Source organism: Streptomyces sioyaensis (genome assembly GCF_004122735.1).
Classification (GTDB): Bacteria; Actinomycetota; Actinomycetes; order Streptomycetales; family Streptomycetaceae; genus Streptomyces; species Streptomyces sioyaensis.
Window position 1 is genome coordinate 30,769 of sequence record NZ_SDIF01000024.1, and the last position, 19,319, is coordinate 50,087.

The following is a 19,319-nucleotide window of genomic DNA, read 5'->3' on the forward strand; positions in this document are numbered from 1 at the left end:
TGGCTCCACGCGCCCGGTGAGGTCGGTGCCCGCGGGCCGGCCGTGCGGCGGAGGGCGAGCCTTGACCAGCGAAAAAGGATGCGATTGCCTGGGGTCACGGGAAGTTGGTCCGGAACGGATCCGGATCGCGGTCCGCTCCCGGGGCGGTGGGGGAGGACCGCGGCTGCCGTGCGGGACCTCAGGTCCCCACACCACTGCCCACCCCCCCACAAAGGATGCAGCCCGAGTATGACGAACCACACGCAAGAGCCCGCTGTGCGCAGGAGCCGCACCCGGATACCGGCCACCGCCGCGGCGGCAACGGCTGCGGCACTCGCCGCGTCGCTGCTCGCCGGCTGCTCGACCGGGGACCAGGAGGACGCCAAGAGCCCCGCGCCGGTGGCGTCCTCGCCCCACAGGAGCAAGGCCCCCGCCCCGAAATCCCCGTCCCCGAAGGCGCCCACGCACGCTCCCTCCACCCCCGCCCCGGCGTCCCCCGCCTTCGCGCCGTACGTCGACACCTCGCTCAGGCCCTCCTACGACCTCCTCAAGGGCGCCCGGGAGACCGGGGTGAAGGAGTACAACCTGGCGTTCGTCTCGCCGGGGGACGGCTGTGTGCCCAAGTGGGGCGGCCGACAGGAGCTGGCCGACAACCCGGTGGCCCGGCAGGCGGACCGACTGCGCGCCCAGGGGGGCGAGGTGCGGATCTCCTTCGGCGGTCAGAGCGGAAACGAACTGGCCCGGGTCTGCGGCTCGGTGGACAAGCTGGTGGCCGCCTACCGCAAGGTCATCGACGCCTACCACCTGACGAAGGCCGACTTCGACATCGAGGGCCCCGCCCTGACGGACACCAAGGCCAACGACCTGCGCGCCCGGGCGATCGCCCGGCTCCAGCAGCGCCGGAAGCTGGATGTCTCCTTCACGCTGCCGGTGATCCCCTCCGGCCTGAACCGGGACTCCCTCGCGGTGCTGAACAGCGCGAAGAAGAACGGCGTCCGGGTCTCCGCCGTGAACATCATGGCCATGGACTACGGCACCTACTACGACGGTGACATGGGCAAATACGCCATCGACGCCGCCACCGCCACCCACCGGCAGATCAAGGCGGCGCTGGGCATCCACAGCGAGGCCGCGGCATGGAAAACCGTGGGGGTCACGCCGATGATCGGGGTGAACGACGTCAAGGGCGAGGTCTTCCGGCCGGACGACGCGGTCGAACTCACGGCGTTCGCCGAGAAGAAGGGGCTCGGCCGGCTGTCGATGTGGTCCCTCACCCGCGACAAGCCCTGCCCGGAAGGCGCGAACATCAAGGCGCAGGCGACCTGTTCCAGCATCGGGAAGAACTCCAACGAGTTCGTGCGGGCCTTCACCGGCTGACGAGCCGGCGGCTGCCGCGGCCCTCTGCGGTTTCCACGCCGTCACCATCGACGCGCCCGGCCACGGCGGCCGGCCACGGCGGCCGGCCGCGCACCGAGGCCGACTCCGCACCGGCCCTAAACATGCCAGCTGACGGTCCCGTCGGCCGCGGTCAGGACGACGAGCAGCACGAGATCGAGCACGCCGAACGCCAGGCCCAGCCAGGCGCGCAGCCGACGGATCGTGCCCCGGGAAAGCGCCAGGACGCCGAACAGGACGGCGCACGGGCCGAAGAAGACATTGAAGATCACGGTCCCCAGCAGGCCGCAGACGAAGGCCGCGACGGCCATCCGGTCGGCCTGCGGACGGGGGCCGGTCTTCAGCGGGATCCAGGTCGATGTCATCGCGAGGCTCCCTTCATGCCGCTCTTGCGGCGTTCCCGCAGGAAGAACACCGTGAGCCAGGCCGTGACGGCGATACCACCGACCACGGTGACGGACACGGGGACATGGCCTGCGGTCCCGAGCAGCGCACCGAAGAGGAAGAGGGCGACAACCAGGAAAAGCATGCTGTGCCTTTCGTGCGAAGGCCGGCGCATGCCGCGGCCGGCCCGAGCGGGCACCTGCCGCTCCGTTGCGGCGGCTTGCGTGAAGCCGGGTACCCGCATCTCGCACTCCTATGGGCGCCCTCCGCCTTCCACGGTCTCGGGTGCGGGACGGGGCGTGTGCCGGTAGTGGTCGAGCTGTGTGATGCCGTTGTAGCCGTAGCTCTCGGGGTGGAGTTCGTACAGCGCGACCCCGGCAACCGGCGGCAGCACGCCCAGGGTCTCCCGCAGCAGCGCGTAGGCCCCGGTGATGAACTGCCCCTTCTCTTCAGCGCTGTTGGTGCCCGCGGTGATGCTCACCTCCACGTGCGCGCCGGTGGCCTCCCGGACGGGGCGTCCGGCGACGAAGAAGTGGTCGGCCGGGGCCGGGTGCACATGGACCGTGGTGCGGGCGGCGGACTTTCCGAGCGCGGAGACGGCCAGGTCCGTCAGCCCTTCCGCGAGCGCGAGTCGACGGGCGGGCGCCAGGTCCGGGTCGGAGACGGTGACGCGGATGTACGGCATGGGGCGATGCCTTTCCAAGAGGGGGAGTGGATGCTCATGACCCTTTCCGGTCAGGGAAGATGAGTCCAACGCGGAGGGTTGATGGGCTCATGAGGGAGCCTCATGACGTGGGGTGGGGAGGCATCGTGGCGCTGAATCTGCCGCAGTTGCGCGCGTTGGTCGCGGTCGTGGATGCGGGCGGGTTCGGTAGCGCGGCGGCGGACCTGGGGCTGAGCCAGTCGGCGGTCTCGCACGCCGTCGCCTCGCTGGAACGCACCCTCGCCGGCCCGCTGCTCGTCCGCTCGACTCCCGTACGCACCACGGCACTTGGAGACGCGGTCCTGTCCCACGCCCGCACGGCGCTGGCGGCGACGGACGCGGTCGTCGACGCCGCGGCCCGACACACCGCGACGGCGGACGGCACGGTGCGCCTCGCCGCCACCCCCACGGTCTGCCAGGGACTGCTGCCCTCGCTGCTGCGCCACTGGTCCGAGCGGCTGCCGGCCCTCCGCATCCGCGTTTTCGAAGGCAGCGGCGAGGAGACCGAGGCCTGGCTCGCGAGCGCGGCGGCGGACGCCGCCATCGTGGTCGACCCGCCCCCGGCCGCCGGCCGGGAAGACCCCCGTGCTGGCAGTGGCGCGCTGCTGGCGACCGACCCCTTCCTCGCCCTGCTCCCGCAGGACCACCCGCTGGCGGGCGAGGAGACCGTCCACGTCGCCGACCTCGCGGACGACCCACTGATCCTCTCGCCGAACGGCTGCGAGCGGCACATCCGCACCCTCCACCAACTGGCGGGGGAGGAGTACACCCCGGCCCATCGCGTGCGGGACCTCGGCACGCTCATCAGCATGGTCCAGGCCGGCCTGGGTGTAGCGATCCAGCCGGAGGTCTCCCGCCCGCTGGTCCCGGACGACCTCGTCCTGGTGCGGATCACCCCGCACCACAGCAGGAGACTGGTGCTGTGCGGCCCGCAGAACCGCCCCTGGCAGCCGGCCGTGCGGGCCCTCGTGGACTCGGTGGCGCAGCTGCCCACGGGCGCGAGCGGCGTCGTCTGACGGCGCCCCGCGACAGCCACCGGGGCAGCCACGTGCCCTCCGCTCAGCGGCCGGTCACCTTGCCGCCAACGAACGGCGCTCTCCTGGGCGTTGCGCCGCCCGGGAGCCGGGTCAAGCTCACCTACCCCAGATCTTCCGATAGGCCGCGCGGTAGCCGGGCGGGTCCCACGTGGTGGCGCCGCCGCTGTCGGCCGCCGTGGTGATGTGCACGGGGGCGACGTATCCACTGGCGGGCCTGCCGGAGAAGGCGCGGTTGAATTCGTCGAGGATCTGCCAGCCCTGCTGGGCGAAGGGTTCGGGAACGGTGGCCGCCTGGAACTCCCTGCTGTTGATGCGCTGGAAGGCGGACGGATCGCCGTCGCCCGCACCGATGTTGAACGGCGCTCCGCCGCCCTTCTTGCGTGCGGCCCGCAGCGCCGGGGCGGCATCGGCGAAGTACACGTCGTTGATGGCGACGGAGTGGGTCCAGCGGTCCCGGAAGCGGGAGAGCAGCGAGGAGACCTCCTGGGGGGTCCGGCTGCTCGTGTCCGGGATCGGGATGTTCTCCTCGGCCAGCAGCCGGATGCCGGAGCAGGTGGCCAGCGCCTTCTTGATCAGCTCGGACTTGTTCCTGGCGAACGGGATCGAGGCATCGGTGAACACGACGACCCCGGCGTGGCCGTGGGAGTGCGCGATGATCCAGTCCGCGCTGATCCTCGCGACGTCCTGGACCCGGGTGGTGACGTTGCTGAAGAGCTTGGGGTCCTTGCTGGGGCCGGGGGCGTCGACGGCGTGCCAGCCGACGAGCGGGATGTGTGCGGCATTGGCCTTCGCCACCTGCTGTGCCGTCAGATGCGGGTCGAAGCCGCCGATGACGATGCCCGAGGGCCGCAGGGTGATGGCTTGGCTGAACGCCGCCTGGATCCCGGCAGGGGTGCCCTGGCCGTCGATCACCCGGACGTTCCAGCCGATGGTCTTCGCCGCCTCCTGCACGCCCTTGGCGGCACCGGCGACCCCGGGGTTGTTCATGGTCTGCGCGACATAGACGATCCGCTTGCCGGGCACCGCCCGGGGGCCGGTGGTGGGGCCGTCCCATGCCGAGTGGGTCGTCATGGCCCGCTGCACGGCCGCCCGGGCACCGGCCAGGACGGTGGGGCAGCCGGTCCGTGCCGGCCCCGGCGAGTAGGACCCGCCGCCGGTCGAGGTGCCGCGCTCGCAGCCGGTGAGCACGGTGGCCACCACCGCCAGAACGACGGCGCCGGCGCGGGCGGTCCTGCGGTGCGAGGGCACGGGCACTCCTTGCGGAGGGGCGACACGGTGGGGACAGCCGGCCGTCACGGGGTGGTTTGCGGCACGTCATGGCGGGGCCGGGGAGGCGCCGCCCGCCCCCGGCGCAGCTGTCGGCGCGCGGCATAGCCGGCCATGCCGACGGCGATGAGCAGGGTCGCGCCGTTGAACAGCGGGGTGACCCAGAACTGGGCGCCGAGCTGACCGATGCCGGCCAGGCCGATGGCGAGGATGACGACGGCGACCAGGGTGCCCAGGGCATTGGCGCGGCCGGGTCTGATCGCGGTGGAGCCGAGCAGCGCACCGACGAAGGCGGGCAGCAGGTAGTCCAGGCCGACGCTGGGGTTGCCGATGCGCTGCTGCGCGGCCAGCAGGACCCCGGCGACACCGACGACCAGACCCGATCCGGCGAAGGCGTAGACGACGTAGCGCCGGGTGGGGATGCCCACCAGCTCGGCGGCGCGGGGGTTGGAGCCGATGACGTACAGGTACCGGCCCAGCGGCAGTCGTTCCAGGAGCAGCCACAGCACGGCGGTGAGGGCGAGGACGTAGTACGCGGAGACCGGCAGGCCGAGGAACCTGGAGTCGTAGAGGTCGGTGAACGCGGCCGGCAGGCCCTGCGGGCCGGGGACGATCCGGGCCCCGTTGGTGATCCAGCCGGTGACGGCGTACAGGATGCTGCCGGTGCCGAGGGTGGCGATAAAGGAGTCGATCTTCGCGAATTCGACGACGACACCGTTGAAGGTGCCGACGACCGCCCCGCCGAGGACCACCACCAGGCAGGCGAGCGGCCACGGCCACCCCTCGTTGGCGATCAACTGCATCGTCATGACGTGCGCGAGGCCGAGCCCGTAGCCGATCGACAGGTCGAAGTTCGCGGTGACGATGGGGATCATCGCGCCGAGCGCGAGGATGGCGGGGATCGACTGGTTGGACAGCACCTGGGAGATGTTGTCCAGGGTGGGAAAGGTGTCCGGCAGCGCCAGCGAGAAGGCCAGGAACAGCAGGACGGTGAGGGCCAGGAGACCGTAGGCACCGAGGAGGTGACCCCACCGGCGGCCCAACGGGGGCCGGGAGAAGGGCGTCATCGTCACCTCGTCCCGGTGAGTGCGGCCATGGCCGAGGAGGCGCGGGCGAGCCCGGCCGCCGTGAGGGCTTTGCCGCTCAGCTGCACGGTCACCCGCCCGCGGACGAACACCAGGGCCCGGTGGCACACGTCGGCGACCTCCTCGAAGTCGGTGGAGAGGAGGAGGACCGCGAGGCCGTCGGCCAGCGCCTCCTGGAGCAGGCGGTAGATCGCCGTCTTGGCGCCGACGTCCACCCCGGCGGTCGGCTCTTCGAGGATCAGCAGGCGTCGGTGCGTCCCGAGCCACCGGCCGACCAGGACCTTCTGCTGGTTCCCGCCGGACAGGGTGGCGATCGGTGCCTCGGTGTCCGTGGGGGACACCGAGAACCGCTCGACCAGGGCGGCGGCTTCGGCGCGCTCACGCCGGGGGCCGGTCCAGCGGAAGGCCGGCACCCCGCCCGCCCGGGGGTTGGCCAGGAAGTTCTCCCGCACCGTCAGTTCGGCGGCGCAGCCCTCTTCCTGACGGTTGCTGGTCACCAGGCCCACGCCGGCGGCGACGGCGGCGGCGACCGTGCCCGGTGCGTACGGGCGCCCGTCGAGCAGGGCGCGGCCGCCGAGGAGGTGGCCGGCGCCGGCGAGGGCGCGGCCCAGTTCCATGTGCCCGGCGCCGGTGAGGCCCACCATGCCGAGGATCTCCCCGCTGCGCAGTTCCAGGCTGACCGGCGCGGTGTTCTCGGTCCGTACCCGGTCCAGGCTCAGGACGGCCGGGCCCGCGGCGGGTGCGAACCGGTAGCCGCCCGGTGCGTGGCCCACGATGTCGTGCACCAGCCGGGCCGGGGAGTAACCGGCGAGCGGGCCCTGGCTGATGAGGCGGCCGTCGCGCAGCACGGCGAAGACATCGGCGACCTTGTACACCTCGTCGATCCGGTGGGTGACGTGGACGAGGGCGTGGCCCTGGTCGCGCAGGGTGTGCAGGACGTGGAAGAGCCGGTCGCAGTCTGCTGCCGGGAGGCTGGCGGTCGGCTCGTCGAGCACGATGAGTGCGGCCCGGGTGGACAGTGCGCGGGCGATGGCGACCAGGGAGCGTTCGGCGCGCGGGAGGTCGGTGAGGGGGGTGCCCGGGTCGAGATGCGCGGCGACGATGTCCAGGGCCGCGGTGCCCTGCCGGCGGGTCCGCCGCCAGGAGAGCAGCCCCGCGCGGCGGGGATACCCGGTGCCCAGCGCGATGTTCTCGGCGACCGTCATCCACTCGACCAGTCCCAGGTCCTGGTGGATGAAGGACATGGCGCGGGCGGCCGCTTCGGTGCCGAGCGGGTGCCCGGCGACCGTCACCTCGCCCTCGTCCGCGTGGTGGACGCCCGCGAGCACCTTGATGAGGGTGGACTTCCCGGCGCCGTTGGGGCCGAGCAGGGCGAGGATGCGGCCGGGGCGGATGTCGAGGTCGACGGCGTCGAGGGCGAGGGTGCCGCCGAACCGTTTGCTGAGACCGCGTACGCGGACGAGGGGCTCCGGGGCACCGCGCGGGGGAGGGCTGCTGTCTGGAGCGTCATGCACGGACTTCTCCGGGGGTCGGCCTCGTGGTTCTTCCTGCGTGTCCCGACGGGCCGGGCCGCGCTGTTGGGCGTTCCGCGGCGGTGCGGGCGGCGCGTGGGGGGATTCCGTGGTGCGCCATTCGTACCGGTATCGACAATTCCGTCATGGTACGGCCCGCTGGGGCGCTGCGGCCGGATGGGCCACTAGAGGGCGGGGATGTCGTCGAAATACTTCTCGGTGGCGTCGGCGTTTCCGGGCGCCTCCAGTGCGCACTCGGCCCAGATGACCTTGCCGTCGGCGGTGTAGCGGGTGCCCCATGCCTGGGCGAGTTGGGCGACGAGGAACAGACCGCGGCCGCCCTCGTCGGTGCTGGCCGCGTGGCGCAGATGCGGGGCGGTGCTGCTGGTGTCGGAGACCTCGCAGATCAGCGTGCGGTCGTGGAGCAGGCGCACCTGGATGGGGCCGTTGCCGTAGCGGACGGCATTGGTGACCAGCTCGCTGAGCAGGAGTTCGGTGGCGAAGACGACCTCCTCCAGCCCCCATGCGGCCAGTTGGCGGGTCACGGCGGCGCGGATACCGGAGACCAGTGACGGGTCGGCGGGCAGCTCCCAGGTGGCGATCCGCCGGGGGTCCAGGGCGTGGGTGCGGGCGACGAGCAGGGCGATGTCGTCGTCGGGGTGCTCGGGCACCACCGTCCGGACCACTTCCGCGCAGGTGTCCTCGGGCGACCGGCCCGGGTGAGCCAGCGCCCGGCGCAGCTGGTCGAGGGCCGTATCGACGTCACGGTGGCGGTCGCCGATGAGCCCGTCGGTGTACAGGACGAGCCGGCTGCCTTCGGGGAGGTGGAACGCGGCGGTCTCGAAGGGGAGACCGCCCAGGCCCAGGGGCGGGCCGGCGGGCAGGTCGGGGAAGGTGACGGTGCCGTCGGGGCGGACCAGCGCGGGCGGGGGATGGCCGGACCGGGCCATCACACACACCTGCGAGGTGGGGTCGTAAATGGCGTACAGGCAGCTGGCGCCGATGATGCCGGTGCTGTCGCAGGAGGCGTCCTCGGTGCCTTCGTCCCGGTCGAGGCGTCCCACGAGGTTGTCGAGGTGGGTGAGGACTTCGTCCGGGGGGAGGTCCAGTTCGGCGAAGTTGCGCGCGGCGGTGCGCAGCCGGCCCATGGTCGCGGCGGCGTGCAGCCCGTGCCCGACGACATCCCCGACGACGAGGGCGACGCGGGTGCCGGAGAGCGGAATGACGTCGAACCAGTCGCCGCCGACCCCGGATGCGGCCGGCAGATAGCGGTGGGCGACCTCGACGGCGCTCTGTTCGGGGAAGCGCTGCGGCAGCAGGCTGCGCTGCAGGGCGAGGACCACGGTGTGTTCGCGGGTGAAACGGCGGGCGTTGTCGACGCAGATGGCCGCGCGGGTGGCGAGCTCCTGGGCCAGCGAACGGTCGTCGTCTCCGAAGGGGGCGGGGTCCTGCGAGCGGTAGAAGCTGGCGATGCCCAGGGCGATGCCGCGGGCGAGGAGGGGCACGGCGATCAGGGAGTGGATGCCGTGGTCGAGCAGCTGCCGGGCGTGTGCGGCGTCCTGGGCGATCCAGTCCGTGGCGACCGTCAGATCGGGTTCGAGGATGGGCTGACGGTCAGTCAGACACCGGATCTGCGGGGTGGTCGGGCGAAGGGTGACCCGTCCACCGGCAGGGTAGAAGGGGCAGTCCGCACGAATGCCGTGGACCACCGTGCGATGCAGGCCGGTGTGCAGGTCGGTCGGCTCCTCGCCGCGCAGCACCGCCTCGGGAAGGTCGATGGTGACGTAGTCGGCCAGCCGCGGGACGGCCATCTCGGCGAGTTCCCGGGCGGTACGGCTCACGTCCAGGGTGGTGCCGATCCGGGTACTGGCCTCGGACAGCAGCTCCAGCCGGCGCCGGGCCGCCACGGCGTACGAGCCCACCCCCGGCTCGCCGATCAGCACCACCCCGCCGGTCGCACCGCCGGTGGCCGGTTCGGTGGTGCCGGCCGTGCCCGGCGGGCGGGCGGTCGTGACCGGCCGGCCGGGTTCGGTGGCGTAAAGGTGCCCGGGCGGCCCGGGCGGCGGAACGGCGGGGGCGGCGGCCTGCGGCGCCAGGGCGCCGGCCGGGGCGCCGACGTCGGTGAGGACCGCGAGGTGCCGATGCGGGGTGGGGAGGACCGCCTCGATGACGATGCCCTCCAGTCCGGAGGAGCTGATCACCGGGCGGCTCAGCAGGGTGGCCCGCCGGCCCCCGGGCAGGAAGACCTCGACGGCGGCGCGCTGGGCGGAGGCGATCAGATCCGCGGCCTTCTCCTTGAGGATCATCTCGTCGCGCCAGTCCAGTCCGGTCCCGGCTGCCTCATCGGACTGACCGTTGCCCGTCGTCTCGCGGGACGGGGCGCGGCTCCTGGCGTCGAGGTACGCCTGCAGCAGGGCGCGTTCGCGCATCGAACTCTGGTCCAGCAGCCGTCGTTCGATGGCGCCGGCCGCCCGGCTGATCACGGTGTTCAGCGCCGCGTCCGCCTCGGTGGGCGGGTAGCCGAAGCACAGGACGCCTTCGATGCGTCCGCTGAGCGGGTCCCGGACGGGAATGGCCGCACAGGCATTGGTCTGCGAGCGTTCGGCGAAGTGCTCGGCGCCGTAGACGGTGATCAGCTGCCGTTCCGCCAGCGCCAGTCCGATGCCGTTCGTCCCGCCGAACTGCTCGGCGAACACGAAGCCCGGGACGCTCTGGATCGCCGCCAGATGTCTGACCAGCGAGGCTTCGCCGAAGCGGCGTTGCAGCACCGCCCCGTGTCCATCGGCGAGGCACACGTTCATGTTTCTGCCCGTGAACCTGGCCTGGAGCCGGTCCAGCACGGGGCCGGCGGCACGGACGAGCCGGCCGTCCAGATCGATGTCCTGACGGAAGGGGAGCTCGCACCCCTCCGGGGTGAGCCCCAGGGACCGGGAACGCTGCCATGAATTCAGGATCGGGCTGCGCACGGTCCCCTCGACCGGCCCACCGTGAAGGAACTGGTCACGGGCGTGTGCGGGGCCGAAGTCGCCTGCCCCAAGCCCCATGCCGATCACCTGCCACATCGGTACGTGCTGCTATGGCCGCCCGTCCGTCCGTTCGGAGCAGCTGCACCGTCAGGTCTAATTGTAGAGCTTTGTACATATATCGGTAGCGAGTGCGGACGGGGTGGACGGAGGGGGAGCAGGGGCCTGGGCCGGTCGGCTCACGGGGCTCGGCCCCGCTCCCGCCGACGGGGAGACCGGGCCGGCCCGCCGCCGCGATCACGACGGTGACCTCGGCCGTCACAGGACCGCGACCGGCGTGACCGGCGAGCCCGTGCCGCCCGGGATGTGCAGCGGAGCCACCACGAGGAGGAACGTGTAACGGCCCTCCTCGGCGCCGGCGGCGGAGAGCGCTTCGAGGTCGAGGTTGTCCAGGAGCGGCACGCCCATCGCGGCGAGGGCGAGCGCGTGGACCGGCGAATGCAGGCCCTCGACCGGCGAGGGCCGGACATCGCTGTCGCCGTCGCCGCCGAGCAGGGCGATACCCCGCCCGGCCAGCAGGGGCATGGCGTCCACGTGCAGCCCCGCGCTCGCCTCGCCGGGGTCCCAGGCGCCCTCCTCCTGGCGGCGACGGAGGCTGCCGGTCCGCAGCAGCACCGCGTCGCCCGCGCCGATGGTCACGCCGAGTGCCTGCTCCGCGGACACGATGTCGTCGGCGTGCACCGCCCGTCCGGGCGTCAGCCACCGGCAGCCCAGAACGGCCGGCAGGTCGAGGAGTACGCCCCTGGTCACGAGGGGGCCCAGCGCCGAGACGGCACCGAAGCGGGCGCCTCCGGCGTCGACGCAGTCCCGCGCCGTGCGGCCGTCGTAGAGCTGCCCGCGGTAGGCCACGTGGGACAGGGCGTCCAGATGGCTGACGGCCTTGCCGTGGTAGTCGACGGCGATGAAGTCCTTGTGGGTGGACGGCTCGGCGGCTTCGAGGTCGCCGAGGTCGGACATGTAGTGCAGGGCGGGCCGGCTGTTGTCCGGTCCGGGGGAGGTGTCCCAGGGGCGGGCCATCGGGACGACCGTGCCGGAACGGACGAGGGCGGTGGCCCGCCGTACCAGGTCCGGGGTCACCCGGTTCCAGGCGCCGCGGTCGGCGGGGGACCAGCGGCCCCATGCGCGGACCGTCGCGAACAGCGCGTCGAACTCCTGGCGGGAGACGGCGGGCCCGTTGTCCGTACCGGTCGGCGGGGGCGTCGGTGCCTCGCTGGGGTGGCGGGTCATCTGCTCAGCGCTCCAAGGGGGACGGGCCGGGTGCCGCGCTACGAGCCGGGGCCGAAGGGCTGGGTGCGGGCGATGAGCAGCGCCACATCATCGGGATCGTCGGGACGCCGGAGCTCGGCCAGGAGCCGGTCGCAGGTCTCCTCCAGGGAGCGGTCGGGCGCGTCCAGCAGGCGGCGAAGGGTTTCGAGCCGCTCGTCGATGGGATGGTGGCGGGTTTCGACCAGTCCGTCGGTGTACAGGACCAGTTGGTCGCCGGGGTCGAGGCCGACGGTGACGGTTTCGAAGGGGACGCCGCCGACGCCGAGCGGGGTGCCGGTGGGCAGGTCGAGGAGTTCGGGGTGCTTGCCGCGGCGTACCAGGACGGGGGGCAGATGACCGGCGGTGGCGAGGTGGCAGGTGGCGTCGTGGGGATCGTAGGTCGCATAGACGCAGGTGGCGATGTAGTGCTCCAGCCCTGAGGTGATCTTGTCGAGGTGCTGGAGGACCTGGGCCGGATCGAGGTCGAGGTCGGCGAAGGCACTGGTGGCGGTGCGCAGCCGGCCCATGGTCGCGGCGGCGTCGATACCGCTGCCCATCACGTCGCCCACGACGAGTGCCGTCTTGTCGTCGTCGAGCGGGAGGACGTCGTACCAGTCGCCGCCGATCTCGTAGGTGGCCTGCGCGGGCCGGTACCGGGAGGCGATCTGCAGACCGGGGAGGTGCGGCGGGTGGTCGGGGAGCAGGCTGCGCTGCAGCGTCTCGGCGGCGGTGCGCACGCTCTGGTGCGAGCGGGCGTTGTCGATGCACACGGCCGCGCGGGAGGCCAGCTCGACGGCGAGGGCGAGGTCGTCCTCGTCGAACGGCTGAGGGTTGCGGGCCCGGGTGAGCCCCAGGCAGCCGAGGATGTGGCCACGGGCGATGAGCGGGGCCAGCAGGTAGGAGTGCACTCCGGCGCGGGCCAGCAACGTGGCCGCATGGTCGCTGCGGGCGATGCGCGCCAGGTCGTCGCCGTCCGCGTGGGAGACCAGGATGGGGCGCCCGGTACGCACGCACTGCGTGGCCAGGCGGTCGGCCTCGTAGGCGGCGGTCTGACCGGGAGGGTCGGCCGCCTGGACCGCCACGGTGGGGTAGGCGGCCTTCACGGCGAGCGCGCGGAAGACCGCGGGGCCCTCACCGCGGGGCCGGCGGTGCTCGTCCAGGACCGAGTCGAGCACATCGACCGTGACCAGGTCGGCGAGTTCGGGCACCGCGACCTCGGCCAGCTCCCGGGCGGTCTGCTCGACCTCCAGGGTGGTGCCGATGCGCGCCGAGCCGTCCGCGACCAGGGCCAGGCGCCGCCGGGCTTCGGTGGCCTCGATGGCCGCCTGATAACGGTCGGTGACGTCCACCACCAGGTCGGCCACTCCGAGCACGCGCCCCTGGGGGTCCTCCAGCCGGTACAGCGAGATCGACCAGGCGTGCTTGTGCTCCGGGTCGGAGGGCGTCCGGCCGACGACCGTGGCCTGGTCGACCATGGGGGCCCCGGTCTCCAGGACCTGCCGCATCGCGGCCTCGGGCACCTCGAACTTCGCGGCGGTCATGATCTCGCGGTAGTGCCGGCCGAGATGGTCCTTCGCGGGGATGCCGTGCATCCGTTCCAGGGCGGGGTTGACGGCCACATAGCGCAGCTCGGTGTCGAGGATCGCCAGCCCGATGGGGGACTGCGAGATCAGCCGGGTGGACAGCGCGACATCGCGCTCCACCTCGCGCAGCGTCGGTGAGTCGGTGGCGAGCCCGAGCGCGTAGAACTCGCCGTGGTCGTCCGTCAGCCGCATGGTGCGCAGTTCCACCAGCCGTGCGGCACCGTCCTTGTGCCGGACGGGAAAGGTGCCGCCCCAGCTCGTGCCGGTCTCCATGACGTCGGCGAACTTCTTGATCACCAGGCCCCAGTGCTCCTGGTGGATGAGCAGCGGCGCCGCGTACTGCCCGAGGGCTTCCTCGGCGGAGTAGCCGTACAGCTCCTCGGCCTGCGGGCTCCAGAGCACGATCCGCCCCTCGTCGTCCACCAGCACCGCGGCGACGGCGAGCAGGTCCAGCAGCCCGCTCGGCTGCGACGACCTTCCGTCCGGTTCACCGGCGTCAGCGGGACGCAGGTCGGCTGCGCTCACCCCGGCACTCCTTCCGTCTGCCGGACCGGGACCCTTCCCCTCGCTCCGTTCCGTGGCCTGCCCACGTATCCGTCCGGTGGCCTGCCCTGCCCGGCGACTGCTCCGGCTTCCATGGTCCTCCTGGAGCGCCCGACCGCACCTCCGTCCGGGCGTGCACCGGCCGGCGCCGCGGCCGGGTGCGCCCGCGCGGCGTGCGCTCGGAATGGACGCGACGCGCGGATTTCCCGGGACAACTGCCGTGTGAGTTCTGAAATGTGCCCTGTTCCCTTGCCCGGAAATTCGAGTTTCCGACACGGGGCGGGGGCGCACGCAAAGCCCTCGGCGAGTCCGCCGCCCGTAAGGCAAATGAACGGCAAATTGTTAATTAAGCAACCTTTGGGGCCGCGGAAACTCCGACAAAAGAAACCCATGGTCAGACCGCAACTCGCGGTGCCTAACCTCCCTATGGGCCTCGGCTCACGGGGCACACGAGTACGTCGCGTCACCGGGTGTGTGCGGATACCGCCGCACCCGATGCCTTTTCATGCAACGCCCAACGGGGAGGGTCCTTCATGTCGGGATTTCAGGCGCCATCGCAGGATGAATTTCATGAGTACGCCGGCCTGACGTCCAAGCAGGCCGGTCATCTCGCCGACATCCAGAGCTACAGCAGTCACCATTGCCGCAAGGACGACGATCTGGACGGCCTGCTGCTGCCCCTGCGCCTGCTCGTGCCGGCGACCGCGGACTACTTCTCCGGCAAGCTCGCCCAGTGCCACCGTGGCATGGGCGTCATCGAGGACAAGATCCACCGGACCGGCAGCGACTACGCCACGGCCGATCACCAGGCCATGACGGACCTGCACTCCATATACCCGGGAGCGATCTCCCACTTCCCGAACATCGGCAGCCTTCCGGGCGCCTCCCGGGCCGCCAACTTCACCGATGAGGCGGTCTCCCTCAAGGAGCCGGCCAACGCGGCGGAGGTCACCGGGAAGAACATCCACCACCAGCTCATGATGCTGGGCCTGAAGAGTGAACTGAAGACCGCTGACAAGGTGTTCAAGTTCTTCACCGGCCAGAGCCTGATCGAACTCCTCCTCAAGCCGCTGACCGGTGACTACGGCCGGCTGATGGCGCTGCACGACGCGTACGACACCGTGGGCGAGGCCGTCTACACCGTCGCCGGAACCCTGCGCAAGGGCTCCTGGGCCCTCGGAAGCGAGTGGAAGGGGCAGACCGGTACGGCCTTCGACTCCTATCTGTTCCGCTGGACGATGGGCATCGGGGGCGTCGGGGACGCCGCCAAGACCGTGGCCACGGCGTACAAGGACGCCTACGACGTCGTCATCGTCCTCGTCCACCAGGCCCTGCGGAAGCTTGAGGACCTGATCCAGCAGGAGATCGAGCAACTGGCCAAGCAGGGCGCGGAGATGCTGGCCGGGGATGCCGCCATCGAGGCCGTCGGACTCGGCCCCGAGGACCCGCTGGCGGACGTCGGCGCCGGTCTGTACTCGGCCTACAAGCTCTACGAGATGTACAAGACCATCAGCAAGATCATCACCATCATCAATGTCATCGAGGGCATCTACAAGGCGATCGAAGCGGCGATCAAGGGAATCGAGTCCACGGTCAAGAAGGTCACCGAGGCGCTGAACTCCCCGATGCCGACCGTCGACAGCCTGATCGACGACGTGGAACGGCGGGGCTTCGAGTTCGAGAAGAGCGGTGGTTGGAGCGCCACCGCGGGCGCCGCCCGCATCGGCATGCTCCCCGCGGCCTGAACACCGGGCCGACCCACCGGGATCACCGCCCGCCACCCCTCTCACCCTCCCACTCCCAGGAGCGCACCATGTCCGCGTACCACTCCCTCAACTCCCCGTATCCCGGGACGCCCGAGCCGCCCCGGGACCCCGCCGCCGAAGAGCGGATCGCGGCCACGGACCGGCTCGGTGACGAGCTGCTGGAGCGTAAGACCGCCCGCCAGGACGACGTCACCAGGGAAATCTACGAGCAGCTCCGGGCCGGTTCCCAGGTGGACGACATCAAGCACCTCATCGCCAGGCTGAGCCGGGCGGGCACCGAGGACGCCGCCAACCGGCCGGACGCCGGGCGGAACAGGGGCGGCCGGCCGTGATCGAGTCACTCAACTCCTTCACCGTCAGCGTCGAGTACGCCCGCACCCACACCACCTTCCTGGTGCGGGCGGACGGGCAGCGGGAGCCGGTGGCCCGGGTGCACAGGGAGGTGCACTACGAGGGCCTGCGCCCCTACACCGTCACCGCGGGACCGGGCCTGACCGAGTGCGTCGGCCACATCAACGAGTGGAAGGCATGGCTGCCCGACCGCACCCTCGTGGGAACCGTGGAGCACAGCCGCCGCACGAACAGCGCGGACCGCTGGACGTTCGCCCAGCACGACCTCGGGGAACTGACCGGCGCACCGGTGGGCGCCGGCAGCCGGCTGCGTCATGCCTCCCCCTTGCGGATGGCCTTCGACGCCGTGCAGGTCAACAACGTCCTCTCGCACCGCCTCCGGTTCCGCTCGGACGAGTCCGAGGGCTTCGAGCTCTCCCGGCCCGCCGGAGTCCGTTCCGCGTACGAGGTGACGGTGCACGACCCCCGCGTCAGCCGTCTCCTGGTGCTCGCCTGCCTCGCGCAGTTCAACCGGTATGTCGCGTCCGACCCGCGCAAGAACCTGGTCGACCTGGTCTCCAACCCCCTCAAGGAGTGAGCGCGGCCCGGCTGCCCTGCCGGTCCGTGAGGCAGCCGGTCATCGGTGCCACAATCGCCGAGGCCGCCCCGCGGGGTGCGCCCGGTGGTGTGGTCCAGCCGGTGAGGGAGAGGCTCTGAGCCATGGCGACGTTCGTCCTCGTCCACGGAGCGATGCACGGGGGATGGGCCTGGCGCGAGGTACGGGCGCGACTCCAGCGAGCCGGGCATCTGGTGTTCACCCCGACCCTCACCGGGCAGGGCGAACGCCGTCAGTCGCTCACGCCCTCCGTCGGCGTCGAGACGCACCTCGCCGATCTCACCGAGCTGCTCTGGTTCGAGGATCTGCGCGAGGTGCACCTGGTGCTGCACAGCTACGCGGGAATCCTCGCCGGGCCGTTGGCGCAGCGGGCCGGCGACCGGCTGGCCGGCCTGGTCTTCCTCGGCGCCTTCCTCGCCGGTCCCGGGCAGTCGCTGCTGGACGTCGAACCCGCTGAGACCGCTGCCCGCTACCGCCGTACGGTGGCCGCCGGGGACGGGTGGCGGCTCCCGGCGAGCCCGGACTTCCTCGACCTGTGGGGTGTCACCGACCCCGACCTGCGCGCATGGGTCGCACCGCGGCTGACCGACTTCCCGCTCCGCTGCCAGACGGACCGGGTCGACCACGACCCCTCCGCCCTCGACCGGATCCGCAAGGTCTACGTGCGGCACACCGCCCCGCCCCTGCCGAGCCTGACGGGCTTTTACGAACAGGCCCTGGCCGCCGGCTGGGAGACGTACGACCTGCCGTGCGGCCACGACATGATGCTCGCCGCGCCGGAGGCAACAGCGGATCTGCTCTCGCGCATCGCCGGGGGCTGACCGGCCGGGGCCTCGGCGTGCCCGGCCCCGCCGTGCCCGGGCCCCGGCCGCGCGGGACGTAGGGCCCGAGGAAGGTGCCGAAGGGCCCGACGGGGCGGGCACTTGGCCCCGCCCCGCAACCGGGACCGGTCGCCCCCCTGATCAGGCCGATCGGACGTGGTCCTGGGCGGCTGGGTGGGCTCTACTGAAAATGACGAGGAACACAGGAACACAGGGCGAGGAACACGGGGAATGCGGCACAACGGAGACTCCGTGCACCGCGCAGTCAGGGCCCGCGGGAAGCGGGCAGCCCTCCTCGCCACGTTTCAGGCCGTCGTTTCTCCAGGTGAGGGTGGCGCGCCGTCCGTGCCTTCGGTACGGGCGGCGCGCGGGTCCGTACACCCACGGGCCCGCCCACCCGCGGCACGTCCGAGGAGGGGAGAGAGACGACACGGCCGACCGAACCGGCGATGCCAGGAAAACCGTCCGGGCACGCCCAGTTGCGGAGGTGACCATGAACAGCCAGCCGAACGGACATGACACCCGGCCGAACGGAAGCGACATCCAGCCGAGTGGAAGCGACAATCAACCGAGCGGAAGTGACAGTCGGCCGGACGGACATGAGTGCATCGTCGTGGGGGTCGACGGCTCGGAGTCGTCCAAGGATGCCCTGCACTGGGCGGTACGCCAGGCGGAGTTGGACCACTGCACCGTCCACGCGGTGCTGGCCTGGGAGTACCCGCCGCTGTACGGCTCGATCGGCTGGATCGACGCACCGCAGCACCTTGCGGCCGACCTGAAGGTACGGGCGGATCAGACTCTGGACGGTGCCATCGGCGAGGTCGTCCGCGCGCATGACGCCCCGCGGGTCTCTGCCACCGTGGCGTACGGGACCCCCTCCGGTGTGCTCCACCATGCGGCGCGGGACGCTTCGTTGCTGGTCGTGGGCCGCCGCAGGCGCAGGATCCTGGGCGCGCTCGGCGGATCCCTGAGCCGGCACGTCACCCGGCGCGCGCCGTGCCCGGTGGTCGTCGTCGGCGAACGGAGCCGGCGGGTGTAGGTGCCGCGAGTGGCCCACGCACTGCGAGCGGCAAGGAGTTGCCCACGCGTGCCGTGCGATCCGCCCCACGTGCGCCACTCCGCCCGTCACGCCGGCCGGCACGCCGTCCGCCACCACTGCCCACGGCTCGCGGCGAGTCGTACGCAGGGACAGCAGAGAGAGAATTGCCGATATGCCTTTCTCGTACCTCTCCGCCGCATTGTTCGACGTCCACAATGGTCAGGGGCTGCGCCAGTTCACCGAGTTGGCGCTGGCCCTGCTGCTGTCCTCGTTGATCGGTCTGGAGCGTCAGGCGAGACAGCAGAGCGCCGGACTGCGCACCCATACGCTCGTCGGGGTGGGCAGCGCGCTGTTCATGGAGGTGTCGATCCATGGCTTCAGTTCGGTACTGGGCACCACGGGCGTGACGCTCGACCCGTCCCGGGTCGCCGCACAGGTCGTCTCCGGCATCGGCTTCATCGGCGGCGGCCTGATCTTCGTCAGGAAGGACGCGGTCCGGGGGCTGACGACAGCCGCCACCGTCTGGCTGACCTGCGCCATCGGCATGGCCTGTGGAGGTGGCCTGCCGCTGCTGGCGATCGGCGCGACGGCCGTGCACTTCCTGGTCATCCGAGGCTTCCCGAAGCTGTCGGACCGGGTCTCCTCGCCCCCGTCCCTGGCCCGCATCGAGCTACGCGTCAGCTACCGCTCACGCCACGGGGTGCTCGGACACTTGCTGGAGACCTGTACCGGCAGCGGCTTCCGGGTCACCAACGTCCGGACGGAGACGGGTACGGCCGAGGAAGGCGCACCGGCTGACGAAGGCGCCCCGGCCGAGGTGGTGCTCCGCATGGAGGGGACGGCGTCCCCTTACGCGCTGGTCGAGAAGCTGTCCGAACTGACGGGGGTGTACGGGGTCACGCTGGGACGGCAGGGCGACAGCCCGGAATGAGCCCGTCCGTCGCCGGTTGCGGACATGCGGGGATCATGCGTGGGTCATGCGGGGGTCATCCG

Annotated in this window: 18 protein-coding genes; 8 read left to right on the plus strand and 10 right to left on the minus strand. The window is 71.7% G+C overall.

Annotation, left to right across the window (positions count from 1 at the left end):
- Positions 1-228 precede the first annotated feature (228 nt).
- Positions 229-1,356, plus strand: coding sequence for a chitinase (locus tag EST54_RS11460; RefSeq protein WP_129247504.1), 1,128 nt, complete (start codon positions 229-231; stop codon positions 1,354-1,356).
- 116 nt (positions 1,357-1,472) lie between these two features.
- Here the strand turns inward: EST54_RS11460 and EST54_RS11465 are convergent, their stop codons facing one another.
- The 3 genes from EST54_RS11465 to EST54_RS11470 all read right to left on the minus strand — a co-directional run bounded on the left by EST54_RS11465 (position 1,473) and on the right by EST54_RS11470 (position 2,443).
- Positions 1,473-1,739, minus strand: a complete 267-nt coding sequence (locus EST54_RS11465; RefSeq protein WP_129247505.1) for a DUF4190 domain-containing protein — start codon at positions 1,737-1,739, stop codon at positions 1,473-1,475.
- Positions 1,736-1,903 carry a hypothetical protein gene (locus EST54_RS34650; protein ID WP_167511529.1) on the minus strand — a complete coding sequence of 56 codons (168 nt, stop codon included), beginning with the start codon at positions 1,901-1,903 and terminating at the stop codon, positions 1,736-1,738. The genes EST54_RS11465 and EST54_RS34650 overlap by 4 nt, the downstream gene beginning before the upstream one ends.
- 108 nt (positions 1,904-2,011) lie before the next feature.
- A complete protein-coding gene (locus tag EST54_RS11470; RefSeq protein WP_129247506.1) occupies positions 2,012-2,443 on the minus strand; it encodes a tautomerase family protein in 432 nt (143 codons plus the stop codon).
- An 89-nt stretch (positions 2,444-2,532) separates the two neighbouring features.
- Here EST54_RS11470 and EST54_RS11475 point away from each other — a divergent pair, with 89 nt between their 5' ends.
- The gene (locus EST54_RS11475) at positions 2,533-3,477 is read left to right on the plus strand and encodes a LysR family transcriptional regulator (protein WP_239012629.1); all 945 of its coding nucleotides are present in this window, start codon (positions 2,533-2,535) and stop codon (positions 3,475-3,477) included.
- A 117-nt stretch (positions 3,478-3,594) separates the two neighbouring features.
- Here the strand turns inward: EST54_RS11475 and EST54_RS11480 are convergent, their stop codons facing one another.
- From EST54_RS11480 to EST54_RS11505, 6 genes are all read right to left on the minus strand, one after another.
- Positions 3,595-4,746: a substrate-binding domain-containing protein gene (locus tag EST54_RS11480; RefSeq protein WP_129247507.1), complete on the minus strand. Its 1,152-nt coding sequence runs from the start codon at positions 4,744-4,746 to the stop codon at positions 3,595-3,597.
- Positions 4,747-4,790: 44 nt separating this feature from the next.
- A complete protein-coding gene (locus EST54_RS11485) occupies positions 4,791-5,831 on the minus strand; it encodes an ABC transporter permease (protein ID WP_129247554.1) in 1,041 nt (346 codons plus the stop codon).
- A gap of 2 nt (positions 5,832-5,833) precedes the next feature.
- Positions 5,834-7,363, minus strand: a complete 1,530-nt coding sequence (locus EST54_RS11490; protein ID WP_129247508.1) for a sugar ABC transporter ATP-binding protein — start codon at positions 7,361-7,363, stop codon at positions 5,834-5,836.
- Positions 7,364-7,545: 182 nt separating this feature from the next.
- Positions 7,546-10,404 carry a SpoIIE family protein phosphatase gene (locus EST54_RS11495; RefSeq protein ID WP_239012628.1) on the minus strand — a complete coding sequence of 953 codons (2,859 nt, stop codon included), beginning with the start codon at positions 10,402-10,404 and terminating at the stop codon, positions 7,546-7,548.
- A gap of 237 nt (positions 10,405-10,641) precedes the next feature.
- A complete protein-coding gene (locus EST54_RS11500) occupies positions 10,642-11,610 on the minus strand; it encodes a cyclase family protein (RefSeq protein WP_129247510.1) in 969 nt (322 codons plus the stop codon).
- 38 nt (positions 11,611-11,648) lie between these two features.
- The gene (locus EST54_RS11505; RefSeq protein WP_129247511.1) at positions 11,649-13,736 is read right to left on the minus strand and encodes a SpoIIE family protein phosphatase; all 2,088 of its coding nucleotides are present in this window, start codon (positions 13,734-13,736) and stop codon (positions 11,649-11,651) included.
- A 551-nt stretch (positions 13,737-14,287) separates the two neighbouring features.
- Between EST54_RS11505 and EST54_RS11510 the strand changes: the two genes are divergently transcribed.
- From EST54_RS11510 to EST54_RS11520, 3 genes are all read left to right on the plus strand, one after another.
- The gene (locus tag EST54_RS11510; protein ID WP_129247512.1) at positions 14,288-15,499 is read left to right on the plus strand and encodes a WXG100 family type VII secretion target; all 1,212 of its coding nucleotides are present in this window, start codon (positions 14,288-14,290) and stop codon (positions 15,497-15,499) included.
- A gap of 68 nt (positions 15,500-15,567) precedes the next feature.
- Positions 15,568-15,852, plus strand: a complete 285-nt coding sequence (locus EST54_RS11515) for a hypothetical protein (protein ID WP_129247513.1) — start codon at positions 15,568-15,570, stop codon at positions 15,850-15,852.
- Positions 15,849-16,448, plus strand: coding sequence for a hypothetical protein (locus EST54_RS11520; protein WP_129247514.1), 600 nt, complete (start codon positions 15,849-15,851; stop codon positions 16,446-16,448). The genes EST54_RS11515 and EST54_RS11520 overlap by 4 nt, the downstream gene beginning before the upstream one ends.
- Here EST54_RS11520 and EST54_RS35870 read toward each other — a convergent pair.
- Entirely contained in the window at positions 16,438-16,572 is a 135-nt protein-coding gene (locus EST54_RS35870) for a hypothetical protein (protein ID WP_275416021.1), read from the minus strand. The genes EST54_RS11520 and EST54_RS35870 overlap by 11 nt on opposite strands.
- On the opposite strand from EST54_RS35870, the gene EST54_RS11525 reads away from it, so the two are divergent.
- The 3 genes from EST54_RS11525 to EST54_RS11535 all read left to right on the plus strand — a co-directional run bounded on the left by EST54_RS11525 (position 16,571) and on the right by EST54_RS11535 (position 19,257).
- The gene (locus EST54_RS11525) at positions 16,571-17,287 is read left to right on the plus strand and encodes an alpha/beta fold hydrolase (protein ID WP_129247515.1); all 717 of its coding nucleotides are present in this window, start codon (positions 16,571-16,573) and stop codon (positions 17,285-17,287) included. The two genes, EST54_RS35870 and EST54_RS11525, sit on opposite strands and share 2 nt — an antisense overlap.
- Positions 17,288-17,900: 613 nt before the next feature.
- Entirely contained in the window at positions 17,901-18,326 is a 426-nt protein-coding gene (locus EST54_RS11530) for a universal stress protein (protein WP_244942497.1), read from the plus strand.
- A 172-nt stretch (positions 18,327-18,498) separates the two neighbouring features.
- The gene (locus tag EST54_RS11535; protein ID WP_129247517.1) at positions 18,499-19,257 is read left to right on the plus strand and encodes an MgtC/SapB family protein; all 759 of its coding nucleotides are present in this window, start codon (positions 18,499-18,501) and stop codon (positions 19,255-19,257) included.
- The last annotated feature ends 62 nt before the right edge of the window (positions 19,258-19,319 follow it).